This window comes from Gluconacetobacter entanii, assembly GCF_013155425.1.
Lineage (GTDB): Bacteria > Pseudomonadota > Alphaproteobacteria > Acetobacterales > Acetobacteraceae > Novacetimonas > Novacetimonas entanii.
The window spans coordinates 82,793-105,128 of the sequence record NZ_JABJWD010000003.1 but is presented as its reverse complement, the minus strand read 5'-3'; the positions used below and the strand labels follow the sequence as shown (position 1 = coordinate 105,128).

Here is a 22,336-nt window from a genome sequence, read left to right as displayed (position 1 = left end):
AAGTAGCACGAAACCGACAAGGCATGGATATATTTTAAAAAACATACATACGCCATGTAAGTATGTTTTTTATAAATAATAACGGACATAATTTTTCATGCGGGCCAGATGCGGCCCGCATGGAACGCTACCTGACCGACAGGGCGGACAGGTTCGGCCCGGTCAGGTTGTCTTCGGGATCCTCGCCACGGGTGCGGGGCGCGGGGACATCGCCGACCGCGCGGGCCTGATGCAGGCCGGAATACTGCAATGGCCCCACGGACGGCAGCCGGTTCGGCGCTGGCAGCAGGGAGGCATCCCATCCCCCGCCACAGGCCCGGATCAGCCCGACCTGCGCCTGAAGGTAGCGCGTCTGCACCTCGACCTGCTGTATGCGTGCCTCCAGCGTGCTGACCTGTGCGATCAGGACATCGAGATAGGCGGCAAGGCCCCCCTTGTACAGGTTCATCGTGATGTCCTGCGTCTGGCTTGCCGCGCCCACGGCGGCCCGCAGGCGGGCGTTTTCACCATCCAGCCGCTTCGTGCGTGACAGCCCGTCCTCCACATCGCGGAAGGCCGTCAGCACCGTCATGCGGTAATGATCGCGTGTCTCGCGATAGGCCGACCAGCTTTGCTGCAACTGCGCACGCCGCAGCCCACCTTCAAACACCGGAAGCGTGGCCGTGGCGCCATAGGTCCACATGCTGTTGGCGAGATTGGCGAGGTTGAAGCCGTTATCACCAAAACCCCCATCCATCCGGAAGGAGACATGGGGATAGAACGCCGCGCGCGCGATGCCGATGGCCCGGTTGGCCTGCGCCATCTGGCGTTCGGCCATGGCGACGTCGGGACGGCGTTCAAGCAGTTCGGACGGCAGCCCGGGCGAGACGGCAAGCCGGTTTGCGTTCAGGTGGCTGTCGGCGGCAAGGTGAAAGGAAGACGGCGCGACATTGACCAGTACGGCAATGGCATGCTCCATCACCTCACGCTGCGCCTGGATGTCGAGCAGATGCGCCTGTGTGGTGTAAAGCTGGTTTTCCGCGCGCGCCACGTCGAGGCGCGAGGCCGCCTGGTCCTGCAGGCGCGTACGCGTCACGCGCAGGGAGTCCTCGTAGTACCGGATCGACTGGGTATAGATATCGGCCTGCGCATCAAGCCCGCGCAGGGTGAAGTAATCGCTGGCCAGTTCCGCCTGCAGGCTCAGCCGGGCGGAGGCGTATTCGGCGGCCTGTTCCTGCGCGTAATCCTTCTGCAGGCGGACGCGGTTGCGGATGGAGGACCAGAAATCCGGCTCCCACGAGGCCATGCCGCCATAGAATTCATCGGAATCCGTGATCGGCCCCTTGTAGCGGAACAGCCGTTCGGCCGAACTCTTGTTGTTGCTGCCGCCAAAGGCAATCCCGAAATGGGGCAGCAGGTCGGACCGGGCCTCGCTGACGACGGCGCGGGCCTGCATGAAGCGTTCGGACGCCGCCTGCAGGTCCCCGTTATGCGCCGTGGCCTCGGCCTCCAGCGCATCAAGGCGGGGATCGGCAAACCCCTTCCACCAGTCCGCGCGGACGCTGTCATCCATCGGATGCGCGGGCGCGAAGGGGGCCTGCCCCTGCCATGTCGTCGGGATGACGTAATGTGGCGTGTGATAGGCGGGGGCAAGGTCGCATCCCGCCAGCAGCAGCATGGAGGCCACACAGGCCCCGCGCAGTGTCGGGGCAGGACGAATGGCGCGCTTCATCATTCATCGTCCTTTTCAGAGACGTCGTTGCTGTATCCGGCGGCAGGCGGGACGACATGGACCTTTTCCCCCTCCAGCAGATCGGCGGGGGGATTGTCGATGATCCGGTCGCCTGTCGAGACGCCGGAGAGTACCTGCGTGGCCCCGTCCCCCATGCGCCCCACCGTGATGTCGCGGAAATGCGCGGTGTCGTGGCTGTCCACGACCGCGACCTGCATGCCGTGTTCCTGAAACACCAGCGCCCCCGTGGGGATGCTGAGGTGGCCTGACTGTTCCGGCGCGCTCAGCGTCACGGCGGCAAAGGTGCCCGGCCACAGGGCATTGTCCTTGTTATCGATCACGAATTCGCTGACGCTGGTCCGTGTATCAGGGTCATACCCGCCGGAAACCGTCAGGAATTTCCCCTCGAACACGCGATCGGGGAACTGCGGCACGCGCACGCTGGCCTGCAGGCCGGGCTGGAGGATGTAGGACATGTTTTCAGGGATGGAGACGAAAAGTCGCATCTGGTGCGTGTCCGCCACGCTGAACAGTTCGCTGGCCCCGCCATTGGCGTTGAGGTTGCCGCCGCCTTCATGCACGTAATCGCCCACATTGATGTCGCGCTCCGTCACCACGCCGCTGAAGGGGGCGACGATGACCTTGAACCTCTCAAGGGCGGCGTAACGGTCAAGGTTATGGCGCGCGGCCTCAAGGTCGGCGGCGGCCGATTTCTCGTTGGCATCCTGTACGGACACCGACTGGCCGGAGACGGCCTGCGACCGGCCCATCAGGCGCCAGCGCTGCGCCGTGACGACGGCGAGGTCGTATTTCGCCTGTGACGACTGCAGGTCGGCCTGCGCCTGCGCGAACTGCGCATCAAGGCCGGGCGTATTGATTTCGGCCAGCACGTCGCCGGCAGCAACACGTGCGCCATAATCCTTGTACCACATGCGCACATAGCCCGAGGCCTGCGGATAGATCGGGGCCTGGTACCAGGCCTCCACCGTACCGGGGAGTTCGAGGCTGACATGCCGTGCCTCGGGGCGGGGGGAGATCACCATCACGTCGGGAATGGCGGCCTCACGCGCGGTACGGCGCAGGGCGGCGGCATGGTGGATGCGCTCCCCCACAAGGTAGCCGCACCATCCCATGATGACGACACTTCCGGCCACCAGCAGCATTTTTTTCGATTTTCCGATCGACATCACTTCGGCTCCTCCCGGTGGCGGGACGGACGGTTATGCAGGATTGCGTAAACACACGGCACGAACAGCAAGGTGGACACCGTCGCCACCAGCAGGCCGCCAATGACGGCACGGCCCAGTGGCGCGTTCTGCGAATTGCTCATGGCCATCGGCACCATGCCGATCACCATCGCCAGCGCGGTCATCAGGACCGGGCGGATGCGGCCGTACCCTGCCTCCACCGCCGCGCGCAGGGCATTGCCATGTTCCTCGATCCGTTCGCGTGCGAAGGAGACGACAAGGATGGAATTGGCGGTGGCCGTGCCCATGCACATGATGGCCCCCGTCAGCGCAGGTACCGACAGGCGGGTATGGGTCAGGAACAGCGCCCATGCGATGCCGGCCAGCGCGCCGGGCAGGGCGGTGATGATGATGAACGGGTCAAGCCACGACTGGAAGTTCACCACGATCAGCAGGTAGATCAGCAGCACCGACACCACCAGCCCGAACACCAGTTCCACATAGGAATGGCGCATGGTTTCGGTCTGCCCCCGGATGGTCACGGCGGCGGTGGAGGGGACCATGCGTTCCGTCTGCTGCAGGACGCGGCGCACGCCTGTTGTCACCTGCCCCAGGTCCGCGCCTTCGGCCGAGACGTAGATATCGACTTCGGGCATGGAATTGAAATGCGACACCTGTCCCGGCGTGCCAGTGGCGGTGACATTGCTGATACCACCGAGCAACTGCATGTGCCGTCCCTGCGGGTCACCATCGCCCTTGTCCACCGGAATGGTCATCAGGTTGCTGAAATGCGTCAACTGGTCCTGCGAGACATAGACGTTCAGCGGAAAGGTGATCCCGGTCTGCGGATCCAGCCAGTATTGCGGGTCCACCGTCTGGCTGCCCGACAGGGTCATCAGTTCATTGTTCGCCAGGTCGGCCTCCGTCATGCCGGTCGCCTGGCCGAAGGTGCGGTTGCCCTGCACAAACAGGGTCGGCGTCTTCATGGTCTGCTGGATCACCACGTCGGCGGTTCCCGGCACCGCGCGCAGGCGATTGACCAGTTTGCGGGCATAGTCGTAATTGTCGCGCAGGTCCGGGCCGGAAATCTGCACGTCGATCGGCGCGGGGGAGCCGAAATTGAGGATCCGCGCCGTAAGGTCCGCAGGCTGGAACGTGAAGACCGTGCCGGGGAAGCGCGCCGACAGGTCCCGGCGCAGGACGGCGCGGTAATCCCATACGGGCGTTTCCTCGTCCTTCAGGGCGATCGTGATGTCGCAGTCCTGCGTGCCGATGGTGGGGGTGGGGATGAAGGCCTGGTTATGCGCGCCCTCGGGCAGGCCGCAATTCTCGATCATCGTGTCCACGCGGTCTGGGAAAAGCTGGTTGATGCGATCCTCCACCAGCGAGGCCTCGCGGCCTGCGACTTCGATACGGGTGCCAAGGGGCGCGCGCATGTGCATCTGGATCGTGCCGGACTTCGTCTCGGGGAAGAAGTCGCGCCCTGCGACAAGGTACAGCGCCATCGAACAGACGGAGACGCCCAGGAAGGCCCCGACGAACGGCCGCCTGCGCGCGATCGCCCAGCGTAGCAGGCCAGCATAGCGTTCGCGGAAGGTATTGAACCCGCGTTCAAACGCCTGCTGGAAACGTTCGGGCAGGCGCTGGGGGTATTGCAGCTTGTGATGCTGGGGTTCGCAGTGGTGTGAATCCCCATGTCCCGCAACGCTGTGCCCGGCCAGCAGGTATTTCGCCATGGTCGGCACCAGCGTGCGCGACAGGATGAAGGACGCGATCATGGCAAAGATGATCGCCTCGGCCATCGGCATGAACAGCCATCCCGCAACCCCGCTCAGCCCGAACAGCGGCAGCCAGACGATGCAGATGCAGGTGGTGGCGACAAAGGTCGGGATGACGATCTGGTTGGCCGCGTCGATGATCGCAAGTTCCAGTTCCTTTCCCATCTCCAGATGGGCGTCGATATTCTCGATCATGACGGTGGCGTCATCGACGAGGATCCCGACCGCGAGCGCAAGCCCGCCGAGCGTCATGACATTGATCGTCTGCCCCGCCCAGTGAAGGCCGATGATCGCGCACAGGATCGCCAGCGGGATGGAAGTCGCGATGATGACGGTCGGCCGCCACGAACCGAGGAACAGCAGCACGACCATGCCCGTCAGGCACGCCGCCGTCAGCATTTCACGCACGACGTCGAAAATGGAATCCTTAACAAAGACAGAGGCATCGCCAAGGATGCTGACCTTGACGTCCGGTGGCAGCAGTTTCTGTATCCGTGGCAGCAGCGCCTTGGCCCCGGCGACGACATCGAGCGTCGAGGCATCGCCACTTTTCATGACGACGATTTCAACGCCCTGCTTGCCCTTGACCAGCACGAGGTTGGTCTGCGGATGGCCGCCGCGATAGACCTCGGCCACGTCATGGACATAGATGACGGCATTGCCCACCCGCTTGACGGGAATATCGCCCAGTTCCTTCATCGAACGCGGCGTGGCGTTGGTCTGCACCATCCAGTCCGTGGCGGAGATTTTCTGGTCCCCCGCCGGCAGGACGATATTCTGGCCGCGCAGGGCATTCTGTACATCCATGGCCGACAGGTGATGCGCCTGCAACTGCTGCTGGTTCAGCGCGACCATGACAAAGCTGTCCATCCCGCCATAGGCCTGCGGCACCACCGCGCCCGGCACGGTCACCAGCAGGGGACGCACGCGGATCATCGCCAGCTTGAACAGGTCGGACGGCGTCTGCCGGTCCGACGTGACCTGCAGCGTCAGCACGGGCACGGACGATGCATCGAGGCTCATGACCATAGGGGCGGGGATGTTTTCAGGAAGCTGCTTGATCACCGTCTGGGAAATGGCGGTGACTTCGGCTTCGGCCTTGCCGATGTCCGTTCCGGGCTGGAAGTATATGTTGACGATGCCGCGGCCATAATACGAACTGCTTTCCATATGTTCGATGCCCTCGACGGTCGAGGTCACCATCAGTTCGTAATTATAGATGATACGACCGGCGAATTCCTCCGGCAGCATCCCGCCATAGGTCCAGACAACGGACACCACGGGGATGCGGATGTTCGGGAACACGTCCGTCGGCGTGCGCAATACCGACATGATGCCAAAGACCACGATAAGGATCGACAGCACCACGAAGGTATAGGGCCGACGTAGTGCGGTAACTACGATGGCGTTCATGGGATATGTATTTCATGCGTGGAAACAAACCCTGCACGCGCGGATGTCGTGCGGACATCGTGCCGGGTTCATTTCTGGTTCTGGTCCCCGGTCATTCCTGACCGCATGCGAATACGAAAGGTTAGGACAGACAGGCCATATCTGTGGAAAGTGACATGCGTGTACACTCCGGCAGGGTCGGCAGAAGATGCCTGACATGGTTTCATGGGGTAATGACCTGCGTGGTAGATACAGGGTTTTTTACAAAGTATGAATGGAAAATGTTTAAAATATTTTTTTAATACCTAAAAAATTTTCATTATTACTTATAATACATGAGATTCTTTTTAAGAAACTTCCGGACTGTAACGGATCCGTGAACCAGGGCCTGTCCTGCCGGGACAGGGCATGACCGCCATGCCATGGGACCGGAGATCGCGGCGGGACAGGGGACCAAGGCTCGACAGGTGGGCAGCAGCATGGCAAGAAACCGCAAAATCCCCTGATCGACCCATCCTGATGTGGTCACGGCCCCGCGTAAGCCCCGTTTTTCCTTGCGCCTTGAATGTTCGCGATGCCCTGCGGCATGATGAATGCGGACATGAGGAGAGTGTATGAAGCCCGACGCCACTGAGGACCTGCCCAAACCCGGCCTGCGTGAGCGCAAGCAGGGACGCATCCGCGCCACCCTGATTGCCGAGGCGATGCACCTGTTTTCCGAGCAGGGATACGACCAGACGACGGTGGATGAAATCGCCGATGCCGCCAAGGTTTCGCGACGCACGCTGTTTCGCATGTTCGAGACCAAGGGGGACATCGTCCTTGCCTGGACGCGCGGCATGACCCAGAGCCTGAGCGACGCGCTGGCTTCATGTCCTGCCGACATGCATCCCGCCGATGCGATGATGCATGCCTTCACCGCGCTGGTGCCCCAGATCGCGGAAAACCGGAAAGACACCTATGCGTTCGTGTTCCTGATTGAAAAGACGCCCTCCCTGCGGACGGTCAGTTTCCAGAAATACGCCAAGTGGGAGGACTGCCTTGCCGACGGGCTTGCGAAACGTATTTCCGACCGCAAAAACCGCCGCAACGCCGCCCGCCTGATGGCGCGGGGTGGCATTGCCATCTTCCGTACGGCTCTGGACGAATGGATACGCCTGAAGGGACGGCCGGCGCTGGTGCCACTGTTGCAGAAGACGTATGAACTGCAATCCTCGCTCTGGCCCGCGCCGGTCGGGGAGGCGACGGCCACTGCGACCTGAGTCCGTGGGGCATGGCCCCAAGCCCCTTTTGAAAAAATCTTCACCAGAAACTGTATCTCATTTCCCCATAACCTTGCGCACACCTTCGCCCAGCAGGTTGAAGCCCAGCACGGCGATCGTGATGGCAAGGCCGGGGAACAGGGACGGCAGGATGTCGATCCCCAGGTAATTGCGGCCATCACTCATCATCGCACCCCATTCCGGTGTGGCGGGGGCCACCCCCAGTCCCAGGAACGACAGGCTGGACGCCGTCAGGATGACCGATCCGGCCGTCAGCGTGGACTGCACCAGGATCGGCCCCAGCGCATTGCGCATGATATGGACATGCAGGATACGCCACGTGCCGGCACCCAGCGTGCGGGCGGCCTCCACATATTCCGTGCGTTGCAGGCTGTGCGTCAGGTTCTGCGCCAGGCGGGCATAGACGGGGATGGAAAAAAGCGAGATCGCCAGAAGCATGTTGAGAAATCCCGGTCCCAGCAGGCTGAGGATCAGCAGCGCGAGCACGATCCCGGGAAAGGCGAAGATGATATCGACAACCCACATGACCGCCTGTTCCACATATCCCCCCACAAGCGCGGCCAGCATGCCCGCCAGCGTCCCGGCAATGCAGGAGACGAGGACGCTGATGCAGACTTCGGCAAGGGAATAGCGCGTGCCATAGACGATGCGGCTGAAGACATCGCGCCCGAACGCATCCGTGCCGAACGGGTGGTGCCATGACATCGGCTGGAACGTGGCGTACAGATCCTGTGACAGCGGGTCGGCCGGACTGATGAGCGGGGCGAGGAGCGCGCCCAGCACCAGAAACGTGGTCAGCCCCATCCCCGCCAGCAGTGAAAGCGGCAGGCGTGTGAGCAGGACGCGAAAGGAAGCAGTCATGGCGGGATCTCCTTCAGCTACGCCGTGCCCTGGGGTCAACCCGGGAAATGAGGATGTCGGCCGCAAGGTTGACCAGGATGACCGACAGGACCGCAACCAGCGTCACGCCCTCGATCACGGGATAGTCGCGCCAGCGCACCGCCTCGATCATCAGGTGGCCAAGGCCGGGCCAGCCAAACACCGTTTCGGTCACCACCGCCCCGCCGATGACACTGCCAAGGTTCATGCCGATTACCGTAATGACCGGGGGCAGGGCATTGGGCAGGGCATGGCGCAGACACAGGCGCACAAGGCCCACGCCCTTTGCGCGGGCGGTGCGGATGTAATCACGCGACAGCACGGCGATCATGCTGGCCCGCGTCATGCGCCCGATCAGCGCCATGGGCATCAGCGCAAGGGTCAGCGACGGCATCAGCAGGCTGGACCATGAATGCGCGCCCATCAGCGGCAGCAGGCCAAGGCGCACGGAAAACAGTTCCATCAGCAGCAGCGCGAACCAGAAATTGGGCACCGACGCCAGCACGATCGTCATCCCCATGAAGATCCGGTCCCATATCCCATCCTCGAACATCGCGGCGGCAAGGCCACCGGGGATGCCAAAACACAGCGCAAGGGCATAGGCACTCAGCCCCAGCAGTAATGTATAGGGGAAATGACTGGCGATCTCGTGCCCCACCGACTGGCGCGATTCAATGGAAATGCCAAGATCCCCCTCCAGCGCACCGCGCATGAACCCGCCATATTGCTGCAGGACCGGCCGGTCCAGCCCAAGGCCATGATGCACCGCATCGACCGCATCCTGCGTCGCGGCGGGGCCGGCCAGCATGCGCGCCGGATCGCCGGGCAGGTGGCGGACCGCGACAAAGACCGCGAACGACACCACCAGCATCACGACCGGCAGCATCAGCAGTTTGTTGACGATACGTGCGTTCATGATCGGGACTGCCGGTTGCGTGTCACATGCGTGATGTCCAGCGCCCCGTCCGGCCGCACGACCAGTCCGGAGATATCCGAGCGCATGCCCACCAGCGTATCGCGGGTATAGATCAGCACGGCCGGCGCGTCGTGCATGATCATCTGCTGTACCTTTGCATAGATGGCCTTTCGGTTCTCCCCGGCCGTCTCCACGGCCCCCGCGTTGATCAGCGCATCGACATCCGGGTCATGGAAAAAGCCAAGGTTGGCCCCCGCGGGTGCGGCAGAACCGCTGTAGAACAGGGGACGCAACTGCATGTCCGGTATGAACCCCGACGACCATGACGCCAGTACGCCATCCAGTTGCAGCGCCTCCTTCTGCGCGGGACCGGCAAAGGCCTCGGACGCATAGACGCCGCCCTCCAGTCGCGAAATATGCAGCGTGATGCCTGATTTTTTCCACATATCCTGCAATGCCTCGGCAATGGGTTCGTCCATTTCCTGCACGGCAAGGCTGAATGTCAGGCCCGTGCCCAGCCCCGCTTCGGACAGGAGGGCGCGGGCGCGTTGGGGATCATATTGCGGGTCGGGCGCATAGCTGACGAAATAGGGGGAAACCGGCTGCAGCGGGGATCGTGCGGGCTGTCCCCTGTCACGCAGCAGGGCATGGACGAGTGCCTGCCGGTCGGTTGCGTAATTCAGGGCCTGGCGGATGCGCAGGTCGGATCCCGCGCGCCGGTCCATGTTGATGGCAATCCAGTACAGCGGCCCATTGGCGTCATCATGGATGACAAAGCGGGGATCGCCCTGCATCTGCTGTGCATAAAGCGCGGGCAGGTCGCTTACGATATCGCTATCGCCGGTATGCAGCGACATGTCCATGACCGAAGGTTCCGCCGACCAGATCCAGCGCACGGAGGTGATCTCCGGCGGTGTGCCCCAGTACTCCGGGTTGCGTGACTGCGTGACATATTCAGAACTTTTCCATTCCTCAAACCGGAAAGGTCCCGTCCCGTCCGCATGCCGCGACAGGGACGCGCCGGCATAGGGCGATGTGACGAAGGCCTGGCTGAAGGAAAGCAGCAGCAGGAAATCAGGGTAGGGACGGCGCAGGTGAAAACGCACCGTCATGTCATCATCCGTGGTCGTGACCGCATCAACGACGGCCATGAAACGGCTGCTTCCCGCAAGGGGCGCGTTCCGGTCCAGCAGGCGACGGAAACTGCGCACGACGTCCCCGGCCGTCATGGGGTGGCCATCATGGAACCTGACATTGCGGCGCAGGACGAAATCCCATGTCGTGCCCTGCGTGTCATGGGTCCATGTGGTCGCCAGCAGGGGATGGATGGTGCCATCCGCACCGGCACGCACCAGCCCTTCATACATCGCGGTCAGGATGGAGGACGTATCCGTCGCCACCTGGTCCGCCGGGTCCATGCTGCGCGGGGGTTCTGGCTGCATGACGCTCAGCCCCCCGGACACCTGTGCCGCCGATGCAGGGGGCAGGGTCGTGGCCAGCATGCCGATGCAGGCAATGATGGTGGTGCGGAGCAGGGGCAGGCGGTACTGGCATGTCATATGGCGGCCACGATCACCCATGTCGTTTCGATCTGTTGTCACTTATATCACATAAAAAACTTACTTGACGAATGAAAGATCAATCAATGATATAAATTGATCTTTAGCCGAAATGGAGGGGCATGTGTCCTGCCGGTCGCATGTGCAACTGCTACGCCTGATCAACCAGTTCGGTCCCCTGAGCCGGGCGGAGCTGATCCGTCTTTCCGGACTGAGCAAGGGTGCCGTTTCCATGGTGACGGCGGACCTGCTTGCACACGGCCTGATTGAAACCCGCGACACGGTGCATGGGGGCGGGCGGCCGTCAATCCGGCTGGGCATTGCCGCGGACAGCGCATTTTTCGTCGGGATATCGCTCGCCGACCGTCCGGTCATGGTGCTGGGCGACCTGCACGGGACGATCCTTGACCGCCACGACATCGACCTGCCGGACCGGGTGGAGGATATCGGCCCGCATGTGCGCCGCCTGATTGCCCGGGTCGCGCCCGAAGGGTCGATCCATGCGCAGCGCCTGCGTGGCATCGGGCTTGCGGTATCGGGACTGGTGGATGAAGGGGGCGGCATATGCGTGCGTTCCACCCTGACGGGATGGGAAAATGCACCGCTTGGCCCCCTGATCACGCAGGCCTGCGGACTGCCGGCCTATGTCGAAAACGATGCCAATGCCCTGACCGTCGCGCAATACAGGTTCGGCCCCATGCGGGAGGCCTCGTCCTTCAGCCTTGTTTCCGTCGGGCAGGGGATCGGGTGCGGGCACATGTTCGGCGGCGAACTGTTCCGCGGGTTTCGGGGCGGGGCGGGGGAGATCGCGCACGCCACGGCGGAACCGGGAGGGCTGCCATGCCTGTGCGGGAAAACCGGCTGCCTTGATACCGTGGCCTCGCTTTCGGCCATTTCGCACCTCGCAACACGGGCAGGGCTGCCGGGGGACCTGGAGCAGCTTGAGCAGCTTGCGGCCCAGGGCAACCTTGGCGCGGTGGAACTGCTGCACCGCGCGGGCAGTGCGCTGGGCCTGATGATCGCGCAGATGGTGCAGATCATGGACCCGCAGCATGTGCTTGTCGTGCGGCAGGGTGGCGAACTGACGGGCCTGTTCGGGCGCGCGCTGCGGCAGGCGGCGGAAGGCAACATCCTGCCGCAGCTTGCCCCCCGGCCCGAGATCATCACCGGCGACGTCATGGCCGATTCATGGGCATTCGGCGCGGCCAGCGTCGCGGCCGACCGGTCGTTATTCCGCGAATTCTGACAAAAGGGAAAACAGGACATGCGTATTGCCGTGGGCGGCATTCATATTGAATGCAGCACTTATAATCCGGTTCCGACCCGGATGGAGGATTTCCGGGTCCTGCGGGGCGATGCCCTGTCGCAGGCGCCCTATTTTGCGTTCCTGTCCGATTACCCGGCGCAGTTCATCCCGACCCTGCATGCCCGCGCCATTCCCGGCGGTCCCGTCGCGGCGGAAACCTACCGCGCATTGCGTGACGAGTTCCTTGAGCGCCTGCGCGCGGCGGGGCCGCTTGATGGTGTGTACCTGTCCATGCATGGTGCGATGTTCGTGCAGGGCATGGAGGATGCCGAAGGCGACTGGATCTGCGCCACCCGCGCTGTCGTGGGCGAGGATGTGCCCATTTCCGTCAGCTATGACCTGCATGGCAACGTGACGCAGCGCATCATCGACGCCATCGACATGTTTTCGACCTATCGCACCGCGCCGCACATCGACGTTCAGGAAACGATGCGGCGGTCGGTCACGATGCTAGTGCGCTGCCTGACGGACGGCGTGCGGCCCCATGTCGTATGGGCGCCGGTTCCCGTCGTGCTGCCCGGTGAGAAGACCAGCACCGAGGACGAACCCGCGCGCGGCCTGTACGCCCGCCTGCCGGAAGTGGATCGGCGCGAGGGGATCTGGGATGCCTCGCTCATGGTGGGGTATGTATGGGCGGACGAACCCCGTGCGACGGCGGCTTCGGTCATGACGGGCACGGACCCCGCGGCCATGCAGGCCGCAGCGGTGGAAATGGCCACGGCGTACTGGGACGCCCGGACGAAATTCGAATTCGGCTGCTGGACCGGAAGCATAAATGAAACGCTTGACCGGGCGCTGCAAAGCACAAGCGCACCCGTGATCGTGGCGGATTCAGGTGACAACCCGACAGGTGGCGGTGTCGGGGACCGGATCGACGTGCTGCGCGCGCTGATCGAACGCGATGCACGCGATGTCATCGTGGCCGGTATTGCCGACCCGCAGGCAACCCGCACGGCCTGCGCCGCGGGCGTGGGCGCGCAGGTCACCTTGTCGATCGGCGGTGCGCTCGATATTGCGGACACGACCCCGATCAAGGTGACGGGGGAAGTCCGCTTCGTCCTTGACGATCCGCAGGAGCGTGAACGTCAGGCGGTCATCGCCGTCGGCGGGATCCTTGTCGTCGTGGCGGCCCGGCGCAGGCCCTATCACAACATTGCGGATTTCACGGCGCTGGGCCTTGACCCGCACAAGGCGCGTATTGTCGTGGTCAAATCCGGCTACCTGTCGCCGGAACTTGCCCCCATCGCCAATCCCGCGCTGATGGCCCTCTCCCCCGGCGCGGTGGACCAGCACGTGACCCGCCTTGCGCGCCTGCACAAGGTACGTCCGACATTCCCGTTCGATACGTCCTTTACATGGTCGCCCCATGTTTATCCTTCGGCGCGAAAGGGACGCTGACACATGGCGGTGTCACGTCCTGTCCTTTCGGTCCAAGGGCTGAATATCCATTTCCATACGCGGCGTGGCGACATCCATGCCGTGGATGACGTGACATTCGATATCCACCCCGGCGAAATCGTGGCGCTGGTGGGGGAATCCGGTTCGGGGAAAAGCGTGACCAGCCTGTCGATGATGGGGCTTCTGCCGCGCATCGGCCAGATCACGGGCGGCAGGCTGCTGTTCCAGCCTGCGGGCCAAAACCCCGTTGACCTTGCCCGCGCCCCGGAAAAGGAACTGCGCAGGGTCCGGGGTGGCGGGATCGGGATGATCTTCCAGGAACCCATGACCTCGCTCAACCCCGCCATGACGGTGGGCGAACAGATTGCCGAGGCCCTTGTCCTGCATGATCAGGCGGACCGCCACGCCGCCATGGCGCGCGCCGCCGACCTGCTGGCGGCGGTGGGGATCGCCAGTCCGCACAAACGGGTGGGCAGTTACCCGCACCAGATGTCGGGCGGCATGCGCCAGCGCGTCATGATCGCCATTGCCATCGCCTGCCGTCCCGCACTGCTGATCGCGGATGAACCGACCACAGCACTTGATGTCACGACACAGGCGCAGATCCTTGATATCCTGAAACAGTTGCGTGACGATACCGGCATGGCGGTGCTGTTCATCACGCACAACCTGTCACTGGTGGAGACATTCGCCGACCGGGTAATGGTGATGTATGCCGGGCAGGTGGTCGAATATGGCCGCGCGGCCGATGTGATGGAGGCCCCGCGCCATCCCTATGCCCGGGCACTGCTGGACTGCCTGCCGGTGCGCCATCTTGGCGCGCTGGGGGAGGGGGCATTGCCGGAACTGCCGACGATCCGGGGCCATCCGCCGGATCTGGCCCACCGTCCGGCCGGATGCGCGTTTGCCATGCGGTGCGACATGGCGCGCGACGCCTGTCGTGTCGGGCATCCCGACCTGCAGATGGTCGATGCGGCGCGCGGACATGCCACGCGCTGCATTGCATGGCGCGACATGAACGTGGCGGCAGGCGCATGAGCACGCCTCCCTTACTGTCGGCTCGTGACCTGAGCGTGGAATTCCACGCCCCCCGCAGCCTGCTGGGCCGTCGCACCGGAAATGTTCAGGCATTGGACAAAGTATCATTCGATATCCATGCGGGCGAGATCGTCGGCATCCTTGGTGAATCCGGGTCGGGCAAGACCACGGTCGGCCGCTGCATGGTCCGCCTTCAGCGGCCGACGGCCGGGAGCGTCCGTTTCGAGGGACGCGACATCCATGCCCTGTCCGGACCGGACCTGAACTGGTACCGCCGTCAGGTGCAGATGATTTTCCAGGATCCCGCCGCAAGCCTCAACCCGCGCCTGAGGGTGCGTGATATCGTTGCCGAAGGGCTGGAAATCCACGGGATCGGTACACGCGAAAGCCGCCGGCAGAAGGTGATCGACCTGCTGGCGTCCGTTGGACTGGGCGAAGATGCGCTGATGCGGTTCGCGCATGAATTTTCCGGCGGACAGCGCCAGCGTATCGGCATCGCCCGGGCGATGGCGGTCGGGCCACGGGTGATCGTGGCGGATGAACCTGTCTCGGCACTCGATGTATCGGTGCAGGCGAAGGTCATCAACCTGCTGCGCAACCTGCGCGAACGGTTGGGCCTCGCCATGGCGTTCATCTCCCACGACCTGCCGACGGTCATGTTCCTGTGTGATCGTGTCGTGATCATGTATCTGGGCCGTGTCATGGAAATCGCCCCGATACAGACCTTCCGCGCGCAGCCCTTTCACCCCTATTCACGCACCCTGCTGGCGCTGGCCCCGGGACTGCGGCAGGAGGGGGAAGGCAACAACATATCCGCCGCGACCGACCTGCCCACGGCGGCGCAGGACCTGCGCCACGGATGTGCGTTCCGTAACCGCTGTCCCCATGCCATGACGGCCTGCGCCACCGTGGTTCCCCCCCTGAAACAGGTCGCACCAGGCCGGTGGGTGGCCTGCCTGCGACCGGAGATATTTCATGACCCGTGTTGAAATCTGCGTGGAAACCCCACAGGGCATCGCCGCCGCCAATGCGGCCGGGGCGGACCGGATCGAACTGTGCGCCTCCCTCGATGTCGGGGGGCTGACGCCCAGTGCCGGACTGATGCGGTGCGCGGCACGCGGCAATCTCCCCGCGCTGGCCATGATCCGCCCGCGCGCAGGGTCATTTGTGTTCGACGGTGATGAGGCCGCCATCATGGTCGATGACATACGCGCGGCGCGTGAAGCGGGCCTGAAGGGGGTGGTGCTCGGCGCGATGCGGCCAGACGGAGGACTCGATCATGACCTTCTGCTGCACCTGTCCGATCATTGCACGGGAATGGAGCGGACATTGCATCGTGTGTTCGATCTGGTGCGCGATCCTGCCGCGGAACTGGAATTTGCGATCAGGGCGGGCTTTACCCGCATCCTGACCTCGGGACAGCGCCCGACCGCGCCGCAGGGTGCAGACTGTCTGGCGCGCCTCAATGCACTGGCGGCGGACCGTATCACCGTCCTTGCCGGCAGCGGTGTGAATGCGGGCAATGTGGCGGCGCTGATCCGCGCTACGGGCGTGGGCGAGGTCCATGCTTCCTGCAGGCGGCGTGCGCAACCTCTGGCGGATGACGGTGCATTCGGCTTTGGCCCGATGCCGGGCCTGACCGATCCTGACGCCATCCGTGCCCTTGTCGCGGCAGCGCGGGGAGCAGGGCAGGCAGCATCATAGAAAGTCGGAACGGCCAGATGTCATATGCTGGCTTCGTGTTCCATGCGATGCCGGGCGGCGCGCCGCTCCTCGAAGGCGAGGTGTTCATAGCGGATGCGCTGGCGGATCCAGTTCAGCATGCCCGAGAAGGTGACCACGATAATCCCGACGAAGGTCCAGCCATCAAGCGCCTGATGAAACAGGAAATAGCTGAACACCACCGCCCACAGCATCTGGCTGTACTGCGGCAGGGCCACCCGGTTGGCGGGCGCACGGGCGGTCGCCACCATCATCAGCAACTGCCCCAGCGCGGCAAGGAAGCCATAACCGAACAGGAAGAACCAGGTTTTCAGCCCATGCGGCCAGTGCGCATGCGCCAGCATCAGAAGGCCGTCGCCCACAAGCGGGCCAAACAGGCTGGATCCGAACAGTGACAGTCGCGGCGTATTGTTTCCCGCCAGGCGGTAGGCGATGACGCCCACGGCATTGGCCACCGCCGCGATCAGGGCGCACAGGTGCCCCAGATGCAGCGCGCGCATGCCCGGCCGCAGGACGATCAGCACACCGATGAACCCGACAATGACCGATACCCACGCCCAGGCCGAGACCTTTTCATGCAGCAGGGTAACCGACAGGATGGTCACGAAAAGCGGCATGAGGAACATCAGCGACAATGCTTCGGGCATGGGCAGAAGCATGAAGGCCTCGACACTTGCAGCGGTCGCGGCGAAGGTGGCAATGGCGCGCACGATCCACATGCCGGGTCGCTGCGGCGAGAAGATGTCGAGGTAGGATTCGTCGCGGCGGCGGATGAAGGGGATGATCAGGAAGCCGAAGACGCCACCCGAAAAGGCGACTTCGAAGGGGTCTACCGCCCCCGCAAGCAGCTTGGAAAAGGCGTCGCTGACTGAAAATGAAGAAAAGGCGGCAAAGGCCAGCATCATGCCCGAGGAAAGAAAGCCCATCTTCATCTGCTGTATCCGTGATCCGTATGTCCCGGTCGAGACTTATGGGGCGACAGGTATGAAAACCAGCGCTGTCATGCAACCCCAGCCATGCGAAAAGACTGCGGCCTGTCTTGTCATTTCAGATATGACGCTTCGCCCGGAACATGCGGTAATCCCGTCCCTGCGGTCACGGCATCCATGGCCGCGCGCAGGGACGGCACTTACGCTGTCAGATAAGATCAGTCAGCGGATTTGCGTCCGAAGATGTAACTCGCCAGCGACGCGGCCGCGAGGATCAGGACACCATAGACCTTGCACGAAGTCGGGATCTTGTTTTCGTGGATCCGCACCTCGCCCTTCAGGCCACGCAGATGCTCGGCGATCTGCTGGTGCAGTTCGGCCTTGTGCTGATGAAGGGACTTTTCCAGATGTCTGGTAATGTCCTGAAGGTCTTCAGGGCTCAGCTTGCGGAGGTTTTCGGTAGCGCTCATGATCCGTTTGATCCTGTCTGTAATCGTCCAGAAATGCCCGTGAAATGATCGGGCCTGTTTTTCATATCGGTTTCACCGCGATACATTTCAACCCTTGCCCTGCCGTCACCCCGCCCGGACGGGTGGCATGTCATTGCAATGGACGATCGTATTGTAAATAACACACGGACTGTTCTCGTCGGGCATAGCAGGTACTTGATTTTTTCAATGACACATCCTTCGTCAGGTCGCTTTCGCCGTGTCCGTCCCCGCAGGGGACCGGCGCGCATCACTGTCGCACTTACGCTTACGATGCTGGCGGCATGCGCGGGCCCGGTCGAGGTCCGCAAGGTTTCCCTTGTCAGAAGCTATGACGACGCCCGCCATACAACCCTGCAGGGTCATGGGCCGGGTCCCGATACGCGGATCGTGCTGCATCGGCGCGGGCTGGACAACCTGTGGAACCGCCATCCCGACCGCGCCATCGCGGCGCTGCGACAGCAGGCGGCCACGGACCATGACGACGAACTGCCCGACATGCTGTTTGCACTGGCGGAACTGAGCTACCGGCAGGGGCTGCGCCATCACCGGGGGGAAGATTTCCTTGCCGCCGCGGTCTATGCCTATGCGTTCCTGCAGCCGGGACGGGCGGATGGCCCCAACCCCTATGACCCGCGTTTCCGGCAGGCAGCGGATTTCTACAACCTCGGCCTGACGGCAGCTTTTCCCGCACCGGTCGCAATCGTGGCGCAGCGCCGCGCCCTGCCGTTCGGGGAGATCGAACTGAGCGCCGATCCCGCGCAACTGCACTGGCATGGCCGCCTGCTGGAGGGGTTCCTCCCGACCGCGACACTGGCGGTCAGCGGCATGCGCAATGTCTATCGCACCCCCGGCCTGGGCGAGGCGCTGACCGCGCTGGGACGTCCGGAGGACGGCACGCCGGGCGCAACGCAGGAGACGACGCAGAACAACAGGATGTTCGAAGTCACCAGCCGCCTGCGCATTCCCGCGAACATGACGCTCGACATTGACGATCCGCGCAGGCAGGTGCTGACGGGACACCTGCATGGCCGCCTTGTCATGCATGTCATGGACGAAGCCGCCAACACGCCCGTTCCCCCGGCCTATGACCAGACGGCCGCCCGCGCCATCAGCCTGCAGGAAACGGCGCTGTGGACCAAGGAATATCGTGGCTTTTTCGATGGCACCACCTATGACGGCACGCAGCCACGACTGGTCGCCATGACGCCGCACCGGCCGGGCAACATGCCGGTGGTGTTCATTCACGGCACGGCGTCAAGCCCCTATCGCTGGGCCGGCATGGTCAATGACCTGCTCGAAAATCGCAATATCCGCGATCATTTCGATTTCTGGTTCTTTTCCTACGCCACCAGCAACCCGATCCCGTATTCCGCATGGCAGTTGCGCCGCGCCATTACGCAGGCCGTGGACAGCCTTGGGGGGACAAAGGCCGATCCCGCCCTTGGGCACATCACGCTGGTAGGACACAGTCAGGGCGGCCTGCTGGCGCGCATGCTGGTGATCAATCCGGGCGACAGGCTGTGGAACGGCACGGCGGGGCGTCCGCTTTCGACGTTTCATCTCAATGCGCGCACCCGGGAGTTGATCCGGGAAACCATGTTTCCCACCCCGATGCCCGAAATCCAGCGTGTCGTGTTCATCGCCACCCCCCAGCATGGCAGCTACCTTGCCGGGATGTCGCTGGCCCAACTGATCGGGGGCATGGCCAGCCTGCCGTGGCGGGTAAGCGAAACCGCGCGTGAGATCGTGACCGGGGCAGGGGACAGCACGCATGTGGACAACCGCATGCCTCGGCTGGGCAGTGTCTATGCCATGTCGCCACGCAGTCCCTTCATGCGCACGCTGCCCACGATCCCGATCATGCCCGATGTGCACACCCATTCCATCATCCCGGTCTGTGGCACGGGGGATCCGCTCTCACGCGCGGACGATGGCGTCGTGTCTTATGAAAGCGCCCATATTCCCGGCGTGGATTCGGAACTGGTGGTCCGCCATTCCGAACATTCCACGCAATCCAATCCCTTCACCATTGCCGAGGTGCAACGCATCCTGCTGCTGCAACTGGCGCAAAATCCCGCCACGGCATCACGGTCGATACCGCAGCGGGCCGCGGCACGATGAACAGGCATCCATTGCGCCGATGGGGCGGTCATGTGCTGCTGCTGCTGTGCGCCGTGCTTGGGGGCGCGGCCATATATTATTCCACCCTCCAGCCGGATGTGCTTCGGGTGGGGGCGGCCGTGGCGTTTCCCGCCCTGCTGCTGGGTTCCGCATGGGTGCGCCCCCCGCGCCCGAGGCGGATCCTGCGCATGGGACTGATCGGTGGGCTGGGCGTCTGGTATGTCACGGATCCCCCGCGCAATGACCGGCAGTGGGCACCGGAATATTCCATTCCGGCCGATGCGTGGCGTGAGGGCAGTGACATACATGTCCGTCACGTCCGCAATTTCCGTTATCGCACGCCAAGCGACGGCATCCCCGCATGGTACGACGCCACATATCCTCTGGACGGGTTACGCAGCGTTGACCTTGTCACCTCCTACTGGGCCGGGGAAACCATCGCCCATGTCTTCCTCAGCTTCGGCTTTGCCGATGGGCGGCACCTCGCGATCTCCATCGAGACACGGCGGCAGGCGCGTTTCGACTATTCCACCATTGCCGGTTTTTTCCATCATTATGAACTGTTCTATGTCACGGCGGACGAACGCGATCTGATTGGCGTCAGGACCGACATACGGCGTGAACGCGTCTATCTCTATCGTCTGAACCTTTCGCCCGAGGTGCGCCAGCGTCTGTTCATGAGCTATGTCGGCGCGATCCATGACCTGATCAGCCACCCACAATGGTACAACACGCTGACGGATAACTGCACCACCGGCATTCTGGCGCGCGCCGGGGCGCGACTGCGTTACCGGCTGGACTGGCGCGTGATCCTCAGCGGCCATACGGCGGCAATGGCCTATGACATGAACCTGCTGGGGCCGTATGATCCGGTGCGCTTTGCGGATTTCGCGGCCCTGCATGCCGCAAGCCACATCGTCCGTGCACCCGGCGCCGTGCTCGGGCCGGATTATTCCGCAGCCATCCGCGCCCACCTGCCGCCGCCCGAAGGGCCGGGAACTCCGTAGGCGGTTTGCTCCCGATTACGGATATCCCTGTTCCGTGCGTGCGGCGCTGGCGCGGTCGCGGCGGCGGGCCAGCATCTGCCACCCATCATACAGGCAGACAAAGAATACCGCGTTCAGCAGGCTGGCAACCGCCGTCATGCGCTCTGTCGGGTCAAGCAGCATCGCAACAAACACCACGCAGATGCCACCAATGCTCAGATAGGCCTGCCAGCTACCGCCTGGCGTGTCCTGCCGCCGTTTCATGACAAGGTAGGTGACCGCGATCAGCAGGTAGACAAGCAGGATGACGCCACCGCTGCAATTGAGCAGGAAAGAGAAGATCACATTCGGCGACAGGATGGAGCAGAACGCCACGACCAGGCCTGCAAGCGTGCTGGCGATCAGGGCGGAATGCGGTGCACCCTGCGCCGAATGCCGTGCCATCAGGGCAGGGGCATTACCGGAGCGGGCAAGTTCCGCCAGAATGCGCGATGTGATGTACAGGCTGGAATTCAGGCATGACAGGATCGCGCTGAACACGACGATGCGCATGATGGTTGCCGCACCGGGAACCCCCATGACCGTCATGGCCGCAACAAACGGGGATTTGCCTGCCGTAACATCGGTCCAGGGAACAATGGCAAGCAGCAGCATGATGGAGGTGAGGTAGAAGACCGTGATCCTGACCCCGATGCTGCGTGTCACGCGGGCCACGCCCATGCGCGGGTTGGCGGATTCCGCCGCCGCCACGGTCGCCACCTCGGACCCGATCATGCTGAACATGATGGTCGGGATGACCGCCAGCAGGGCGGTGACGCCATGCGGTGCAATCCCCCCATGCCCGAAATAATTGGCCCGGACGGATATTCCCGGCCCGAACATATGCCCCACGAACAGTACGCCCATCACGACGAACAGGATGATACTTGCGACCTTCAGCAGGGACAGCCAGAATTCACACTCCCCGAACACATCCACCGATCGCAGATTGATCGCCATCAGTACAAGGATGATGCCCACCGCCAGCAGCCAGGTGGGCAGGGCGACCCAGTCCTGCAGCAGCAGCCCCCCGGCGATGGCCTCGCTTCCCATGGCTACCACCCAGAAAAACCAGTACATCCAGCCCGCGACGAAGCCCGCCCTGCTGCCATATCCCTGCCGGATATATTCCACGAATGAACCAAGGCCCGGCTGCTGCATCACCATTTCGCCCAGCATGCGCATGACGACCATGATCAGTCCGCCGCACAGGGCATAGGCCAGCAGGACCGCAGGCCCCGCCACCGCAATGGCGGAACTGCTCCCCACGAACAGGCCGGCCCCGATGACACCGCCGAGGGCGATCATGGCGATATGGCGATTTTTCAGCATCCGGCCGGAAGCGGCATCCTGTGTCATCAAATATCCTTCATGGTCACGGACTGCTGGCAGCCCGCCAGAACCGCCCCCACCATCAGGAAGAGGACGGCATCATGCCAGTTCCCTGCGGGCGGGAACGCTATCACCTTTCATGACATGTGTCCAAAACCGTAACGTAAATTCCCTTGTCATGATTTGGTTTTCCCGATTTCACCATGTCAGTTCGCTGCATGTACGGAAATATTGCAACATGCCGAAAGAATGGGCATCGGTCCCGAATC

17 protein-coding genes are annotated in these 22,336 nt (G+C 63.1%); 8 read left to right on the top strand and 9 right to left on the bottom strand.

Features of this window, described 5'->3' with window-relative positions:
* Window positions 1-127: 127 nt before the first annotated feature.
* The 3 genes from HNH97_RS00490 to HNH97_RS00480 are packed head-to-tail and all read right to left on the bottom strand — an operon-like array spanning window position 128 to window position 6,089.
* Entirely contained in the window at window positions 128-1,714 is a 1,587-nt protein-coding gene (locus HNH97_RS00490; RefSeq protein ID WP_171789458.1) for an efflux transporter outer membrane subunit, read from the bottom strand.
* Complete coding sequence (locus HNH97_RS00485; protein ID WP_171789457.1) at window positions 1,711-2,898, bottom strand: efflux RND transporter periplasmic adaptor subunit; 1,188 nt, start codon at window positions 2,896-2,898, stop codon at window positions 1,711-1,713. The genes HNH97_RS00490 and HNH97_RS00485 overlap by 4 nt, the downstream gene beginning before the upstream one ends.
* Window positions 2,898-6,089 (bottom strand): efflux RND transporter permease subunit, encoded by a 3,192-nt coding sequence (locus HNH97_RS00480; RefSeq protein WP_110913966.1) that lies wholly within the window; start codon window positions 6,087-6,089, stop codon window positions 2,898-2,900. The genes HNH97_RS00485 and HNH97_RS00480 overlap by 1 nt, the downstream gene beginning before the upstream one ends.
* Before the next feature lie 593 nt (window positions 6,090-6,682).
* On the opposite strand from HNH97_RS00480, the gene HNH97_RS00475 reads away from it, so the two are divergent.
* Entirely contained in the window at window positions 6,683-7,330 is a 648-nt protein-coding gene (locus HNH97_RS00475) for a TetR/AcrR family transcriptional regulator (protein WP_171789456.1), read from the top strand.
* 57 nt (window positions 7,331-7,387) lie between these two features.
* On the opposite strand, the gene HNH97_RS00470 is transcribed toward HNH97_RS00475, so the two are convergent.
* The 3 genes from HNH97_RS00470 to HNH97_RS00460 are packed head-to-tail and all read right to left on the bottom strand — an operon-like array spanning window position 7,388 to window position 10,726.
* Window positions 7,388-8,212, bottom strand: coding sequence for an ABC transporter permease (locus HNH97_RS00470; RefSeq protein WP_171789455.1), 825 nt, complete (start codon window positions 8,210-8,212; stop codon window positions 7,388-7,390).
* A 13-nt stretch (window positions 8,213-8,225) separates the two neighbouring features.
* Window positions 8,226-9,146, bottom strand: coding sequence for an ABC transporter permease (locus tag HNH97_RS00465; protein ID WP_171789454.1), 921 nt, complete (start codon window positions 9,144-9,146; stop codon window positions 8,226-8,228).
* A complete protein-coding gene (locus HNH97_RS00460) occupies window positions 9,143-10,726 on the bottom strand; it encodes an ABC transporter substrate-binding protein (RefSeq protein ID WP_171789453.1) in 1,584 nt (527 codons plus the stop codon). The genes HNH97_RS00465 and HNH97_RS00460 overlap by 4 nt, the downstream gene beginning before the upstream one ends.
* Before the next feature lie 103 nt (window positions 10,727-10,829).
* On the opposite strand from HNH97_RS00460, the gene HNH97_RS00455 reads away from it, so the two are divergent.
* The 5 genes from HNH97_RS00455 to HNH97_RS00435 are packed head-to-tail and all read left to right on the top strand — an operon-like array spanning window position 10,830 to window position 16,151.
* Window positions 10,830-11,951 (top strand): ROK family transcriptional regulator, encoded by a 1,122-nt coding sequence (locus HNH97_RS00455; protein ID WP_171789452.1) that lies wholly within the window; start codon window positions 10,830-10,832, stop codon window positions 11,949-11,951.
* A gap of 18 nt (window positions 11,952-11,969) precedes the next feature.
* Window positions 11,970-13,409, top strand: a complete 1,440-nt coding sequence (locus tag HNH97_RS00450) for a M81 family metallopeptidase (protein ID WP_171789451.1) — start codon at window positions 11,970-11,972, stop codon at window positions 13,407-13,409.
* A gap of 3 nt (window positions 13,410-13,412) precedes the next feature.
* Window positions 13,413-14,447 (top strand): ABC transporter ATP-binding protein, encoded by a 1,035-nt coding sequence (locus HNH97_RS00445; RefSeq protein ID WP_171789450.1) that lies wholly within the window; start codon window positions 13,413-13,415, stop codon window positions 14,445-14,447.
* Window positions 14,444-15,436 (top strand): ABC transporter ATP-binding protein, encoded by a 993-nt coding sequence (locus HNH97_RS00440; RefSeq protein ID WP_171789449.1) that lies wholly within the window; start codon window positions 14,444-14,446, stop codon window positions 15,434-15,436. Before HNH97_RS00445 ends, HNH97_RS00440 begins: the two co-directional genes overlap by 4 nt.
* The gene (locus HNH97_RS00435; protein ID WP_171789448.1) at window positions 15,423-16,151 is read left to right on the top strand and encodes a copper homeostasis protein CutC; all 729 of its coding nucleotides are present in this window, start codon (window positions 15,423-15,425) and stop codon (window positions 16,149-16,151) included. The genes HNH97_RS00440 and HNH97_RS00435 overlap by 14 nt, the downstream gene beginning before the upstream one ends.
* A 20-nt stretch (window positions 16,152-16,171) precedes the next feature.
* Here the strand turns inward: HNH97_RS00435 and HNH97_RS00430 are convergent, their stop codons facing one another.
* A complete protein-coding gene (locus HNH97_RS00430; protein WP_171789447.1) occupies window positions 16,172-17,101 on the bottom strand; it encodes a DMT family transporter in 930 nt (309 codons plus the stop codon).
* Window positions 17,102-17,316: 215 nt separating this feature from the next.
* Window positions 17,317-17,568 (bottom strand): hypothetical protein, encoded by a 252-nt coding sequence (locus tag HNH97_RS00425; protein ID WP_110913653.1) that lies wholly within the window; start codon window positions 17,566-17,568, stop codon window positions 17,317-17,319.
* 207 nt (window positions 17,569-17,775) lie between these two features.
* Between HNH97_RS00425 and HNH97_RS00420 the strand changes: the two genes are divergently transcribed.
* Both HNH97_RS00420 and HNH97_RS00415 read left to right on the top strand, forming a co-directional pair.
* Window positions 17,776-19,710, top strand: coding sequence for an esterase/lipase family protein (locus HNH97_RS00420; protein ID WP_244949156.1), 1,935 nt, complete (start codon window positions 17,776-17,778; stop codon window positions 19,708-19,710).
* Window positions 19,707-20,717, top strand: coding sequence for an Lnb N-terminal periplasmic domain-containing protein (locus HNH97_RS00415; RefSeq protein ID WP_171789446.1), 1,011 nt, complete (start codon window positions 19,707-19,709; stop codon window positions 20,715-20,717). Before HNH97_RS00420 ends, HNH97_RS00415 begins: the two co-directional genes overlap by 4 nt.
* Window positions 20,718-20,732: 15 nt before the next feature.
* On the opposite strand, the gene HNH97_RS00410 is transcribed toward HNH97_RS00415, so the two are convergent.
* Complete coding sequence (locus HNH97_RS00410; protein ID WP_171789445.1) at window positions 20,733-22,094, bottom strand: amino acid permease; 1,362 nt, start codon at window positions 22,092-22,094, stop codon at window positions 20,733-20,735.
* Window positions 22,095-22,336 lie beyond the last annotated feature (242 nt).

What these genes read in the sequence shown, in the direction of transcription:
- HNH97_RS00490 (WP_171789458.1), bottom strand. Translation starts at nt 1,714, where the DNA reads ATGATGAAGCGCGCCATTCGTCCTGCCCCGACACTGCGCGGGGCCTGT.
- HNH97_RS00485 (WP_171789457.1), bottom strand. Translation starts at nt 2,898, where the DNA reads ATGTCGATCGGAAAATCGAAAAAAATGCTGCTGGTGGCCGGAAGTGTC.
- HNH97_RS00480 (WP_110913966.1), bottom strand. Translation starts at nt 6,089, where the DNA reads ATGAACGCCATCGTAGTTACCGCACTACGTCGGCCCTATACCTTCGTG.
- HNH97_RS00475 (WP_171789456.1), top strand. Translation starts at nt 6,683, where the DNA reads ATGAAGCCCGACGCCACTGAGGACCTGCCCAAACCCGGCCTGCGTGAG.
- HNH97_RS00470 (WP_171789455.1), bottom strand. Translation starts at nt 8,212, where the DNA reads ATGACTGCTTCCTTTCGCGTCCTGCTCACACGCCTGCCGCTTTCACTG.
- HNH97_RS00465 (WP_171789454.1), bottom strand. Translation starts at nt 9,146, where the DNA reads ATGAACGCACGTATCGTCAACAAACTGCTGATGCTGCCGGTCGTGATG.
- HNH97_RS00460 (WP_171789453.1), bottom strand. Translation starts at nt 10,726, where the DNA reads ATGGGTGATCGTGGCCGCCATATGACATGCCAGTACCGCCTGCCCCTG.
- HNH97_RS00450 (WP_171789451.1), top strand. Translation starts at nt 11,970, where the DNA reads ATGCGTATTGCCGTGGGCGGCATTCATATTGAATGCAGCACTTATAAT.
- HNH97_RS00445 (WP_171789450.1), top strand. Translation starts at nt 13,413, where the DNA reads ATGGCGGTGTCACGTCCTGTCCTTTCGGTCCAAGGGCTGAATATCCAT.
- HNH97_RS00440 (WP_171789449.1), top strand. Translation starts at nt 14,444, where the DNA reads ATGAGCACGCCTCCCTTACTGTCGGCTCGTGACCTGAGCGTGGAATTC.
- HNH97_RS00435 (WP_171789448.1), top strand. Translation starts at nt 15,423, where the DNA reads ATGACCCGTGTTGAAATCTGCGTGGAAACCCCACAGGGCATCGCCGCC.
- HNH97_RS00430 (WP_171789447.1), bottom strand. Translation starts at nt 17,101, where the DNA reads ATGAAGATGGGCTTTCTTTCCTCGGGCATGATGCTGGCCTTTGCCGCC.
- HNH97_RS00425 (WP_110913653.1), bottom strand. Translation starts at nt 17,568, where the DNA reads ATGAGCGCTACCGAAAACCTCCGCAAGCTGAGCCCTGAAGACCTTCAG.
- HNH97_RS00420 (WP_244949156.1), top strand. Translation starts at nt 17,776, where the DNA reads ATGACACATCCTTCGTCAGGTCGCTTTCGCCGTGTCCGTCCCCGCAGG.
- HNH97_RS00415 (WP_171789446.1), top strand. Translation starts at nt 19,707, where the DNA reads ATGAACAGGCATCCATTGCGCCGATGGGGCGGTCATGTGCTGCTGCTG.
- HNH97_RS00410 (WP_171789445.1), bottom strand. Translation starts at nt 22,094, where the DNA reads ATGACACAGGATGCCGCTTCCGGCCGGATGCTGAAAAATCGCCATATC.